Source organism: Pseudomonas sp. RC10 (genome assembly GCF_038397775.1).
Taxonomy (GTDB): domain Bacteria; phylum Pseudomonadota; class Gammaproteobacteria; order Pseudomonadales; family Pseudomonadaceae; genus Aquipseudomonas; species Aquipseudomonas bambusae.
Genome location: NZ_CP151650.1, coordinates 1746032 through 1758559 on the forward strand (window position 1 = coordinate 1746032; position 12528 = coordinate 1758559).

Below are 12528 nucleotides of genomic sequence, written 5' to 3' on the forward strand. Positions count from 1 at the left end.
TCGATCAGGCGGTTGTGTTGCGAGCGGTTTTGAGGGCATCCGACCACCAGAGCAGGTCGTCGATCATGCGTCCCGCCTGATCGTTCTGTGCCTGCAACGCGGCCTCGATTTCATCGGTGTTGCCTTGGAAATGGGCATAGATCGCCCCGACCGGGATATGCACCGCTGTGCGAATCGAAGCCATTTGAAGCTCTGTCGCGATTTCACGTAGTTGCTGCACGGCACGAGCGCCGCCAACGCTGCCCCAGCTCACGAAACCAATCGGTTTGCGGTTCCACTCCGGGTACACCCAGTCCAGCGCGTTCTTCAAAACTGCGGGCGGGCCAAAGTTGTATTCGGCCGTGGCCACCACGAACGCATCAGAGGTCGCAATCTGTTCAGTCCAGCGACGAACATTTTCGTTTTCATACGCCGGACGGCCAGGAAAGCCAGGAAGCATGGCGCTGTCGAAGAAAGGCAGATCAAAATCGCGCAGGTCGAGCAAGCGGACGTTGAGCCCTTCACGTTGTTCCAGATGGTGCTCGATCCAGTTGGCTGGGGCGCTGGAGAAGCGGCTGTCACGGGTGCTGCCGACAATGACGGAAACGGTGGTCATGGTGAGTCTCCTGAGGAAAAAGTGAGGCGCCTGTGCGCCATGGAGCCCACTTTAGGAAGTCTCCGATCATCCAGAAAGATGGGTGGGTGAGATGCACTCGTTCAAAAATGATCGCAATGGAACAGGAGCCGGTGGCGCGGGCCTCTGCATGAAAGATCGAGCTGGCCTACTCAGGCTCGGTCTAGAATGGGCGGATATATCTCACTCATGCAGAAACGGCGGTAATCACGTGGACCTGAATGATGTCGCGCTTTTTGTTCAAGTCGTTCGAGCGGGGAGTTTCGCCGAAGCAGGGCGGCGCCTCGGCATGCCTCCCAGTACTGCCAGCAGGCGTGTGCAGCTATTGGAGGCCGCGTTAGGTACACGGCTGATGCAACGCACCACGAGGCGTTTGGTGTTGACCGATGCAGGAACCAACTTTTACGCCGAATCTGCCGATCAAATCGATGCGTTGCTGCGGGTTGCCGGTCAGGTGACTAATGATTCTGCTGAGATTGCTGGTCGCGTTCGGGTGGCTGCTCCTGTGGATTTTTTCAACTGGTTTCCGGCACAGGCTGTCGCGCAATTCATCGCTGAGCATCCGCGAGTACGTCTTGAATTCGAGCTGAATGACGCGCGCGTCGATCTGCTGGGCGAAGGAATAGACGTCGCCATGCGCGGAGGTGATCGCGATCCATCGCTGTTCGCACGCAAACTGGGCACGAGTTATCAAACTCTGGTGGCGAGCCCAGGCTACCTGGAGGCGCATGGCGTACCGGCACAGCCAGGGGATTTGAGTGCCCATCAATGCATCACTTCACCGTCTCACGGTGGCCCACGCACAACCTGGCGGCTGGGCGGTGTCGACCATCAAGCGGCGACCATCGAAGTGGACGGTCCTTTTCAAGCCAATACCTCTTCTGCGCAGCTTGAAGCGGCTCTAGCCGGATTGGGTATTGCGCTGCTGCCCATAGCACTCAGCGCTGCCCATATCGACGCAGGGCGATTGAAGGAAGTGCTCCCTGATTACACTTCAGGCGCAATAGGCGTGCATCTTGTCTATCACAGCCGCCGTCAACTGCCTCGTGCGGTATCTGCGTTCATCGAATTCGCAGCAACCACCATCAAGGAAATGGGGTTGATGGACGTCGGTCAGCGCAGAGGGAGGATTGCTTAGCCTCCCGCTTGTGCGTCCGCTTTCAACCCGAAGCAGCCGCTGGGGTTAGTCGGCCGATACTGCCCACTGGAGGTGATTACCACCCATTTGCATTCGACGTGACGAGCCGTTTGCATCGGCCAACTGGGCGACAACCAACCGCATACTTTGATGCTTCACATGGCGATGCGCCGCCATGGAGCTGATGCTGGTGGGGCCATGACGGTCGAGTAAACCCAAGGTTTCAGACTGTGCCGAAGAGGGCGCGTGCGCGCCATTACGCACTTCCCGCACAAGGTTGCCGATCACTCTGCGCAGCTGTTCGGCCAACTGTTCAGCCGCCTCGGTGGGAGGGGAATCGTGATTATAGGGTTCTGACGGGGACGACAATGCGGTTTCTCGAAGGTGATTAACCGGGCAAGCATACATCAGTCTTTGTATCTGCCTTGTCCTGAACCACCGAGCGCGCCAGGAGTGCGGCCAGAGTCGCTGACATGCACGGTTGCCATGCAATCCGAGCCTAAGTGCGGTTTGCAAAATGCGAACTATGCGTTCGCAATTTCGTGAAGAGAGGGGCGGCTCGTACCGCCGTGCAATGACTGTTAAAGGTCACGATCCAGTCCCCGCGATTAGCTCGCAACGGGGACGGTACTGATATCAGCGCGTAGTATTCTAATCGCTGCAGCATAATCGGTGCCGGCAGGATATTGTCACCGATTAATTGCCGAGCGTGCCTAACCAACGCTACGCAAGGCTTTGTTCAAACCATCCTGGCACTCAAGCAGCGCTGCCTTGATAGTGTCCAGTGCGGTCTGCAGGCGCCAGACAGGGCCGACCACGTCAATCGCATAACTGCCTTGGGGCGTCTGCAAACCTACCGCCACAGCCCCAACCCCGGTGGTGTGCTCATCAAAGTCGTAGGCGAAACCTCCTCGCGGATAAGCTTCAGCTGGGAAAGCAGCTGGCTGATCGTGGGTGTTTTGGGTGTCAACGCCTTGAGCTCCGGCCCTACCAGCTTGATGACCGCCTCATCCGGCATTCTTGAGAACTGCACCTTGGCTCCACGCTGGGTACGGCTGGGTACGCAAGATGCCTCGTCGAGAAGCAGAGGAACTGGCCATGCATTTCCTGGAGCGGGTGCGCATCCCGGACAAAGCCCACTGCTATCCCGCCAGACTCTCGGGAGGGCAACAGCAGCGAGTCGCCATTGCACGAACCTTGTGCATGAACCCTCGGGTGATGCTGTTCGATGAGCCAACCTCGGCGCTGGACCCGGAGATGATCAAAGAGGTGCTCGACACCATGGTTCAACTGGCGGAAGAGGGAATGACCATGGTGTGTGTGACCCACGAAATGGGCTTTGCTCGCAAGGTGGCCGACAAGGTCGTCTTCATGGACGCAGGTCAAATTGTTGAGTGTGGTTCGCCGGATCAGATCTTTACCCGGCCGAGCCACGAACGAACCCAACGTTTTCTTGGCCAGCTTCTGCATTGAGGTGCCCCATGAGGGATCAATGGTACGAAAGGCAGGGCATGGGCGATGGCATCACGCGCTTGAGCGAGCCTCATGTGCACCGCTCCTTTGCCGCCAACCTCTTTCACGTGCGAGGGCGCGATGCCGATCTGGTGATTGATTTCGGCATGGGGTTGGTTCCGTTGCGACCGGCCCTGGATCTGGAGGAAGGCAAGCGGCTCATTGCGGTGGCGACCCATATTCATGCCGACCATGTCGGCGGGTTCCATGAGTTCGAAACACGTCTTGGACACCCTGCCGAGGCGCAAGATTTTGCCCGCATGGTTGACCAGGACACCTTGGCGCATGTTTTTCGCAGCTTGCCGGGCGCGGTGGAACAATTACCTTGCCTGAACTGGTCGCCCGACAGCCACCGCATCAGGCCGGCTCCATTGACCCAGACCGTGGACGAGGGAGAGATTATCGATCTCGGAGACAAGCAATTTCGGGTACTTCACTTACCCGGTCACTCTCATGGTTCCATTGGCTTGCTCGACGAATCGGCGGGTGTACTTTTCAGCGGTGATGTCATCTATATCGGTGGTTTGGTCGATAACCTGCCGTGCTCGAGCCAGGTTCTTTATCGTCAGACGATGCAACGCTTGATCGAACTTGATGTGCAGTGCATACACGGAGGACATGGCGCCGTCATGTCCTCAGAGCAGATGAAAGCCATTGCGAGGCAATACCTTCAGGGCACATCAGCCAAGGCGACGATCTGATCGGGCGGGTGTTGCCCCTGTAACTGGATTGACTCTGTCTGGCTCAAGCCGTTGAATAGCTAGCGGTCAGTGAAATGAGCGCTTGTTGTTTGTCTATCGGGTTGCCTGGACAGAGATTTCTATGCTCAGAAATGTTTCGGACATGGATGTGCGCTTGTTGCGCATATTTTCTGTGGTTGTGAAATGTGGTGGGTTCACCTCGGCGCAAGCCGAGTTGAACATGAGTCAGTCGAACATCAGCATGCAGATCTCGGGATTGGAAAAACGCCTTGGGTATCGACTCTGCGAGCGAGGCAAGGGCGGGTTCCGATTGACCGAGAAAGGCCAGCGTATCCTTGAAGCGTCAAGGGCCCTGTTTGGCGCTCTGGACGCGTTTCGCGATGAGGCACAGGAGCTGACGGGGCGATTGGTGGGCAATCTGTATCTGGGGCTCGCCGACAATATCGCGACCTTGCCGAGTGCCCATATCGATGCGGCTATTGCACGTTTCCATCAGCGCGAACATGACACGCATCTCCATATCTTCGTCAACTCACCCACCGAGCTTGAGCTTGCGGTGATCGATGGGCAGTTGGACATGGCCGTCTCCTATTTCAGCCGCTCGCTGCCTACGCTGAACTACCAGCCGTTGTACAACGAAGAGGTCGCCGTGTTTTGTGGAAGAGCGCATCCGTTGTTCGGGGTGGAACAGCCAAGCCTGGAACAGGTCAAGGCCAGCAACTGGATCAAGTACGGTTTCTTGCCACTCGATCTCATGCAGCCACCGGCACCCGAACGGGCATCAGCGACTGCCTATCATGTAGAAGCCGTCGTGCATGCGGTGCTCGCCGGCACACACCTGGGGTATTTGCCCGCGCACTATGCCCGGCCTTGGGTGGAAGCCGGGCAGATGGGGGTGTTGCACGCCGAGACGCTACGCTATGAGATGCAACACAGCCTGATTACCCACATCGGCCATCCGCAGAGCGAAGCAGTCCGCGCATTCATCGCGGATCTGCTTGCCGTGCACGGCCTGTGAGGCTGGATGTGCGATGTGTCAGCCGATAAACCGCGTGATGTGTTTGACCGACTGATAGGCCGACAGTCCCCAGGGCCCCAGTTCGCGGCCAATGCCACTGCCTTTGGTGCCACCCCAGGACGTTTGTGCGAAGACCACTTGAACCGAATTGATCCACACATGCCCAACGTCCAGCGCCTCGGCAACGCGTTCTGCTCGTGCCAGGTCAGTACTGATGACGGTGGCGACCAAGCCGAAGCGGCTGTCATTCGCCATCGCCACGGCCTGCTCTTGTGTTGCAAAGCGTTGCGTACAGAGCACGGGGCCGAAGATCTCCTCGGTCCACAGACGGCTATTGGAAGGGACATCGCAGTAGATCGTCGGGCTGACGAACCAGCCAGGCCCGGACTGCAGGGTGCCCGCGCCCGTGAGGCAGTGCAATCCTTCGGCGTCGGCGATGGCCAGATACTCGTTGACCTTTACCCACTGCGCCTTGCTCGTCAGTGGGCCCATGTCGACTTCACCCGTCAATGGGTTACCAATACGCAGTTTTTCAAACGCTGACTTCAAGCGCAGCATCAGTGCATCGGCGATGCTTTCATGCACCAGCAGACGCGAGGTGGCCGAGCACATTTGACCAGCATTCCAACAGATACCGGCGATGATCCACTCGACTGCCTGATCGAGGTCGCAGTCTTCAAACACTAGGATCGCGGACTTCCCGCCCAATTCAAGGGTGACCGGTCGACAGTATGTGGCCGCAGTGCGCATGACCAGGCTGCCCACCGCGTTACTGCCTGTGAATGAAAGTTTGTCGATGCCCGGATGATCGCTCAGTGCTGCGCCTGTGTCGGCCAGACCCATGACGATGTTCAGTACACCCGCAGGCAACTCCAGTTCATCGGCGATCTGGCCATATACCTGCTCGATCAATGGCGTGATCTCGGATGGCTTGAGCACTACCGTGCAACCGGCGGCGAGTGCGGGTGCAAGCTTCCAGGCGCTGGTCACCAGGGGGAAATTCCACGGCACGATCAAGCCGACCACACCGATGGCTTCCAGTCTCACGTGGGAACTGAAGGCCACTGTTGGCAGCGCTACGGCGTTGTCTGGCTGACCATTCAGGGGACGAATCAGATTGGCGTAATACCTGAAGGTTGCTACGGCATCATCAATGTCGACACTGGCCTCGTGGCGCGGCTTGCCGTTGTTTTGCATGAGTAACGAGATCAGATTTTCGCGACGTTCTTCAAGGCTGTCGGCGAATCCTTGCAGGTAGTCCGCTCGAGTCACCGCACCTGCTTTGCTCCAGTTGGGCAATGCGCGGCGTGCGGCAGTGACAGCCTCATCCACCTGTGCAGCATCTGCCGCGTCCAGCTCGTCGAAGGGTTGCCCTAGGGAGGGGTCATAAGCCGTGATGCGGTTGATGCTGTTGCCCGAAACCCAGCGGCCATTGATGTAATGGGGTGTGCTCACGATTGTGCTCCCGAAGCGTTTTCCAATAATTGTTCACTCGCCAGAACCATGCGGGCTTCGTTGCCCAGGTTGAGGCCGCGGCTCATCAGCCAATAGCCGATGCCGGCAACGGGCAACCCGACTATGAACGCGATGTCGGCACCGCCAAGGGCCCGGGCCATGGGACCGGTGTAAAAGCTCAGGGACATAAAGGGCACCATGGCCAGCAAACCGGCGAAATAGGCCGTCAGCCCCGATCTGGACCAGAGGCCATAGATGCCAGCCGGGTTGAACATCTCGCTGATCGCATAGTTGCCTTTGCGGACGAAATAGAAATCCACCAGGTTCACTGCCGTCCACGGAATCAGGAAGTACAGGATGAGCAAGATGAACGTATTGAAGCTGGCCAGGTACTTGTCCGGAATGGCGATGGAGATGACGAATACGATCACGGCAGTGATCGCGATCCCGCTTATCCTGCTGCGCAGGCCTGGTGTGAACTTGCGAAAGGCATCCAGCGTACTGATACCGGTGAGCATGGCGCCGTAAAAATTGACCGCCATGATACCGATCAGCGTCGGTATGGAAATCAGCACGGTAAAGGTGCCGAAGCCCTGGATGAATTGATTGCCTACCTGACGCAGGCTGCCAATGGCATTGGGTTCGGGCATTGCTGATGCAATGAACGCGCCCAGCGACATCAGCCACAAGGCAGAGCCGGCCGCGCCCAGGTAAGTCCACCAGACTACTTTTCGCGCAGGGGTGTCGTGGGGCAGGTAACGCGAGTAATCCGATACGTAGACCGAGTAGCTAATTTGATAGCCGGCGGCGGCGCCCAGTTGCAACAGGAAAGCATCGAGGGAGAAATTTGATTGGGCCAGCGCCGAGTCCGCGTGTAGGGTCCAGATCGCTGCCACCGTCATCGCGCTGTAGACCGCGATGATCAGGTAGGTCAGCCAGCGTTGCACGATGTGCAAAAGATCATGACCGACCACAGCCAGCAGGGCGGCCGCCACGATCCACAGCACATACCAGGGTTGCCGCGCGCCGGGCACCACGGTCTGCACGGCATCAGTGGCGAGGATTACGTTGAACACATTGAAACCGATGTAGCAGAACACCACGGCCGCCAGCGGCAGGATCGCGCCACGAATACCGAACTGCGCGCGGGACTGGATCATCTGCGGCAGGCCCATCGTCGGGCCCTGATTGGCATGGAAGGCCATGAAGAAGGTGCCGAAACCCACGCCAAGGGCAATGGCCAGCATCGAGTACAGGGCACTCAAATCCATCGATGGCCCGATAAAGCCGATGATCATCGTCATGATCACAAAATTGCCGGCAAACCAGAACGGCCCCTGGTGCCAAACCTTGCCGTGTCGCTCGTTGCGCGGAACATAGTCGATCGAGCGGACTTCGATGATCGGGCGTCCCGTCTCGCTACTGTGCTGAGTTGTCATGTTGAACCTCACACCTGTAATTATTGTTTTCAGCGTTTTTTACAGTTCGCTTATCTGGGCAGGACGCGGCCTTCCGAGGCGGCCATAGGGTCATAGCCATCGCTCTGCAGTATCTTGTGCAGTTCGCGCCGGCGCACGCCCATGTTGCCGCCGTCGTAGAGCGGGAAGGCCATCGCGTCCTGCAGCAGGCGGGTGAACGGCATTTCATCGGCATAGCTTTCGATACCGACGATGCGCATCGCGTCATATACGATTTGTACGGCTTGTTCGGAGCAATACACCTTGGCCATGACGGCCAGTTCAGTACCCGCGCCATCGGTTTGATCGAAGTAGTGCGCGGCTTTCCAAGCCATGTAGCGCGCGGCTTCCAGGCGCATCTTGATGTCCGCCAGCATGTAGCCGACATTTTGATGGGCAATGATTGGCATCGAACCGTTGCGGGTATCGGTTTTCGCAAAGTTCAAGGCAGCCTCGAAAGCCTGGCGCATGACGCAGACTGCTTCGGCGGCGACACCTACGCCCGACCAGGCGAATGTCTGGGCCAGAATGGCCGCGCCATCCCCGGGTTTACCGATCATGTGATCTAAAGGAACGCGTACCTTGTCGAACCTGATTCGGGGTGAGGGCGTCGCGCGATGCCCCATAGTCTCCAACGACTGGCCAAATGAGAGGCCCTGCGAGGGGCGCGGTACGGCAAAAACGGCAAGCGAATCGCTGGACGGAATGCTCAAGTCGGTACGGGCAGAAACCACAAACAGATCGGCACCTTCACCTTCCCAACCCCAGCCATTGGTAATGAAGAACTTATCGCCTGAAATCACCCACTCGTCGCCATCACGGTAAGCGTATGTACGCACGCCAGCCGCTGGATCAGGGTCGTCGAAGTTCGCCGAACCTCCGACCTCGCTGAATGCAAGCGCTGCCAGAGGCGCGCCGTGATCGGCGAGGAAAGGCGTCAAAAACTGTTTACGTTGGTCGAGGGTGCCGTGCGAGATGATCGGAGACAGGGCAAGCCCGCAGGAAAATAGCGCACAACTCACGTTGACGTCGCCGACCGACGCTTCTTCACCACTGATAATCAGGTCAAGCAAGCCTTGATAAGTGCCGCCATCCCTTTCAGGGATAATTGATTTGAGAAAACCGGCTTTGACCATCTCTTGAAAGACTGGCCGGATCACCTTTAGTCGTTCTTCAGGGCTTTTGAAGGGTGTTATTGCCTTCTCAACTTTCGATAAATGCTTATGGGCAAACTCGCGCATGTCTTCGCGAGCTTTCTTTTGGGCGTCAGTCAGCGTGAAGTCAACGGGCATCACTGTTCCTCATTTTTATAATCGTTGTGTTGCGTCACTTCAGGTGCAACGACCCGAAGTCCTCCAGTTGCAGGAGCTGGAAAGATCTTAAGGTGGCAAAACATCAATACGAATTCATATCTTTTCAGGCTGGCATCAGAATTCATTGATGTTTGATGCGAGGGGGGGTGTGCCTTCGAGAAAGGACGCGTGAGTTGCGGAACTGGCTAGCGGAGCGGTTGAAAGGTGTCAGTACGTAAGATGCCAACTGGCGCGGCGGGTAGAATTAGAACCTCTGATAATGAAGTTTATGAGGCTATGAATGACCGCTTCTGGCCGGAAGCTGCCTCTCGCGACCGATCTCCTGGAAACCCGCCTCACGGTCTTATCCCGCCAACGCTTTCAGGTTTCCTTGCAGAGTCGCTACCGCAGTTCTGAGAGCCATCCACAACAAAATCAACGTGACGCTTGCCAGCAGGGTGAGTGCCACGGAGTGTGTGAACAAGTTGGGCTTGTAGGCTGCGTATCGCAGCGCGGTAACAGTGGCAGCTGCTAACGGGAAGCTCACAGCCCACCAGGACAATCGGAACGGACAGCTGACGGCCAGATAGCGTAACCGCCCGGCAAGAACGGTCAGCATGAACAGCGTGAGCATATAGAGGGCGCTCGCAAATCGATCAACGCCACCTACGACGGTGACGTAAGCGGAGAATCCAACCGCGAACGGTGCGAGCAGGATCATGAGCGAGGGTTGCAGCGCGGAACTGACAGGCTCTTCGAACATCAGGCGCGACATGATCAACGTGAACAATGGTATGGCGAAGAACAGGCCCAGCGCCAAAGAGAACATGAGCAGATCATCCAAACCCTGCATGTGGAGCGCTGGCACCGCGAGCGGGATATCGATCAGACCGACCACAGGAACAATCCAGGCAGGCGTTGCATGGGCTGTTTGCTGGCGTTGGCTTAACCATCGGGAAATGATCAACCAAGCAAAGAAGATCATGCCAAGCGTGCCAGCGCTCCAGATTCCCCGTGCCAAGGGCAAGCTGTAATCGGATAACGGTATTGGTATCAGCAGCAGACTGATGAAAAGGGTTCCGAACAGGTTTCCGGCGATGGGGTGCTGGAACTCAGCTCTAACTGTCTTGAGTCCGGTCGCCGCCTTGATCGCGTAGCCTGTGCCCATTAGCAGAAATGCGACGATGGCCAAGCCGCCGATCACCTGCGACCCCCACAAAGGCAGACCATAGAGTTCATACGCAAGCTTCCACGCCGACGATAACCCCGTCAGACCCATGACCGAGCCAAACAACGCAACGGGCAGGTAACTGAGGTTTCCTTTGTGAGTTTCTGAAGAGGGCGTGCCAAACGCCTGAGCTGCATCGGGCAACGTCGTCGGGGGGGAGGATTTAATGCTCATATGATGACCCCAAGTCGTTTGAAGTATTGTCAAAACTTGCAAACCGAACAGCGCAGGCTTTGCTGGCGGTTGCCCATATCAATATTTTGGTTGATGGGGCTTCGAAGTGCTGGTGCATGGCCTGTTGACTTGCCCAGCACCCGGTAATGATCCATTCATGCGGATGACAGGGGTTTCGGAAGAATTCGTAACCCAGACAACCTGGTAATTGTTTGAGTGTGGGAACGACCGCCGAAAGCAGCCTTTCCATTTGCGCGTTCATTCCGGGTAACCCCTCGATCTGCAAGGTACTCACGGCGTTAATCAGCATGATAGGTCTCCTGTCATTGCGCGTGACTCTTGCCACCGCGAGACTTGGTGCCATCGCGATGGCGAGCTCTCACTGGGTGGGCGTCAAAGCTTTTTGCTGATGGCCTCGGCAATCATGATGGTGGTCACGTTGGTCGCGACCGATGGGATCTCTGGCATGATCGAGGCGTCGATCACATGCAGTCCCTTTACTCCCCGCACTGCGCCGTTTTCGTCCACCACGGCGGCGGGATCATCGGCGGGCCCCATGGGTACTGTTGAGGTCGGGTGGGCGTAGCCATCCACCGAGGCAATGATTGCCTGCTTCAACGCCTCGTCATCCTGAACGTCTGCGCCCGGCGTCATTTCGAATTCGACCGTGTCGCTGAACGGAGCAGTTCTGCCAATTTGGCGGGACAGCTTGACGGCTTCCATCATGCGACGCAGGTCGCTCGGGTCCTGAAAGAAGTTATAGCGAATCACCGGGGCAACCTTCGGATCGCGACTGGCCAAGCGCACTGAGCCGACCGACTTGGGCAAAGTGACGGCGCACGCCAGAACGATTGCACCGCCGGTGGGGCTCTGTGCGGGGTCGAAAATATGCGTTCCTGAAATATGCAGGTCGAGCGCGTCACCTTCCGCTTCACTGGAACGCGTCCAAATGATTGCTCCCGCAGCGGGGATCATCGAGTTAGTGGCTGGCTTCAGGGCGTAGACGTTGTAATAGAACGGATGCTCCTTGAGTGTTTCGCCCACTGGCGCATCGACGATGAGGGGAATGCCCAACTCGCCAAGGTGGGCTGATGGACCGATGCCCGAGCGCAGAAGAATGGCCGGGCTACCGAATGCACCGGCCGACAGGATGACTTGCCGGGCGGTTAATGTCTGGCCGTCGATGAGACGAACACCAGTGGCCTGCAGCCCTTCGAAGGTGACCAGGTCCACTTCCGCATTGCCCATAATCGCCAGGTTCGGGCGACGGCGAATGTCATCAGTGAGATAGGCCATGCCGGTATTGATGCGTTGGCCATCCACCACGTTCAGCGGGTAGGGCGAAACACCGTTTTGCTCCGCGCCGTTAAAGTCGCTGATCCTCTTCAAACCCACCGCTTGCGAAGCGAGCGTGAAGGCCTGCATCGAGGGGGTGTTTTCTTCCATTGTGCGTTGACGAATCGGGAACGGGCCTGAGCGACCGTGCCAGGCGTCATCGCCGGAGGGGGTGTTTTCCAGCGACTTATATACCGGCAAAACGTCATCGAACGTCCAGCCTTTGATGCCTTTACGCGTCCAGTTCTCGAAATCCGAAGCACGGGCACGCATGGCCACCGCCGCGTTCACTGCTGAACTTCCCCCCAAGACCTTGCCACGCAGTGCGTTGACGTTGTGACCCAGACCCAAGTGATCGGAGGTGTGATACCCCCAGTCATGTGCCGGATCACCGCCGACTCGGTTGGCGTTGGCGAGCACGTCTGGATACTCGGATGAGGCATAGGCGTGTCCGGCCTCCAGCAGCAGGACCCTGCGTGACGGATCTTCGCTCAGCCGGTTGGCAAGCACCGCCCCGGCAGAACCGCCGCCCACGATGATGACGTCGAATGTTTGATCGAGAGTCTGTTCAGCAGTCATGGTCTTTCTCCTTGTTTGAAAGCGTA

Annotated in this window: 12 protein-coding genes and 1 pseudogene; 4 read left to right on the forward strand and 9 right to left on the reverse strand. The window is 57.6% G+C overall.

Annotated features, from left to right (window positions below; translation table 11 throughout):
• Nucleotides 1-4: 4 nt before the first annotated feature.
• On the reverse strand, nucleotides 5-595 hold the full coding sequence (locus AAEO81_RS07995; RefSeq protein WP_341962752.1) for an NAD(P)H-dependent oxidoreductase: 591 nt from the start codon (nucleotides 593-595) through the stop codon (nucleotides 5-7).
• A gap of 229 nt (nucleotides 596-824) precedes the next feature.
• On the opposite strand from AAEO81_RS07995, the gene AAEO81_RS08000 reads away from it, so the two are divergent.
• Entirely contained in the window at nucleotides 825-1751 is a 927-nt protein-coding gene (locus AAEO81_RS08000; protein ID WP_341962754.1) for a LysR family transcriptional regulator, read from the forward strand.
• A 45-nt stretch (nucleotides 1752-1796) separates the two neighbouring features.
• Here the strand turns inward: AAEO81_RS08000 and AAEO81_RS08005 are convergent, their stop codons facing one another.
• Together AAEO81_RS08005 and AAEO81_RS08010 are read right to left on the reverse strand one after the other, a co-directional pair.
• Nucleotides 1797-2060 carry a hypothetical protein gene (locus tag AAEO81_RS08005; protein ID WP_341962756.1) on the reverse strand — a complete coding sequence of 88 codons (264 nt, stop codon included), beginning with the start codon at nucleotides 2058-2060 and terminating at the stop codon, nucleotides 1797-1799.
• Between the two features lie 404 nt (nucleotides 2061-2464).
• On the reverse strand, nucleotides 2465-2602 hold the full coding sequence (locus tag AAEO81_RS08010; RefSeq protein ID WP_341964672.1) for a hypothetical protein: 138 nt from the start codon (nucleotides 2600-2602) through the stop codon (nucleotides 2465-2467).
• Between the two features lie 165 nt (nucleotides 2603-2767).
• Here AAEO81_RS08010 and AAEO81_RS08015 point away from each other — a divergent pair.
• The 3 genes and pseudogenes from AAEO81_RS08015 to AAEO81_RS08025 form a co-directional block, all read left to right on the forward strand.
• A pseudogene (locus AAEO81_RS08015) lies at nucleotides 2768-3224 on the forward strand (amino acid ABC transporter ATP-binding protein); the annotation flags it as partial.
• Nucleotides 3225-3232: 8 nt separating this feature from the next.
• Nucleotides 3233-3964: an MBL fold metallo-hydrolase gene (locus tag AAEO81_RS08020; RefSeq protein WP_341962758.1), complete on the forward strand. Its 732-nt coding sequence runs from the start codon at nucleotides 3233-3235 to the stop codon at nucleotides 3962-3964.
• Between the two features lie 121 nt (nucleotides 3965-4085).
• Nucleotides 4086-4982, forward strand: a complete 897-nt coding sequence (locus tag AAEO81_RS08025) for a LysR family transcriptional regulator (RefSeq protein ID WP_341964493.1) — start codon at nucleotides 4086-4088, stop codon at nucleotides 4980-4982.
• A gap of 18 nt (nucleotides 4983-5000) precedes the next feature.
• Here the strand turns inward: AAEO81_RS08025 and AAEO81_RS08030 are convergent, their stop codons facing one another.
• The 6 genes from AAEO81_RS08030 to AAEO81_RS08055 form a co-directional block, all read right to left on the reverse strand.
• Nucleotides 5001-6437: an aldehyde dehydrogenase family protein gene (locus AAEO81_RS08030; protein WP_341962760.1), complete on the reverse strand. Its 1437-nt coding sequence runs from the start codon at nucleotides 6435-6437 to the stop codon at nucleotides 5001-5003.
• Entirely contained in the window at nucleotides 6434-7876 is a 1443-nt protein-coding gene (locus tag AAEO81_RS08035; protein WP_341964494.1) for a cytosine permease, read from the reverse strand. The genes AAEO81_RS08030 and AAEO81_RS08035 overlap by 4 nt, the downstream gene beginning before the upstream one ends.
• Nucleotides 7877-7926: 50 nt before the next feature.
• Nucleotides 7927-9186, reverse strand: coding sequence for an acyl-CoA dehydrogenase family protein (locus tag AAEO81_RS08040; protein ID WP_341962762.1), 1260 nt, complete (start codon nucleotides 9184-9186; stop codon nucleotides 7927-7929).
• Nucleotides 9187-9550: 364 nt separating this feature from the next.
• Nucleotides 9551-10588: an SLAC1 anion channel family protein gene (locus AAEO81_RS08045; RefSeq protein ID WP_341962764.1), complete on the reverse strand. Its 1038-nt coding sequence runs from the start codon at nucleotides 10586-10588 to the stop codon at nucleotides 9551-9553.
• The gene (locus AAEO81_RS08050; protein WP_341962766.1) at nucleotides 10578-10898 is read right to left on the reverse strand and encodes an antibiotic biosynthesis monooxygenase family protein; all 321 of its coding nucleotides are present in this window, start codon (nucleotides 10896-10898) and stop codon (nucleotides 10578-10580) included. Before AAEO81_RS08050 ends, AAEO81_RS08045 begins: the two co-directional genes overlap by 11 nt.
• A gap of 83 nt (nucleotides 10899-10981) precedes the next feature.
• Nucleotides 10982-12502, reverse strand: coding sequence for a GMC oxidoreductase (locus AAEO81_RS08055; RefSeq protein WP_341962767.1), 1521 nt, complete (start codon nucleotides 12500-12502; stop codon nucleotides 10982-10984).
• Between the last annotated feature and the right edge of the window lie 26 nt (nucleotides 12503-12528).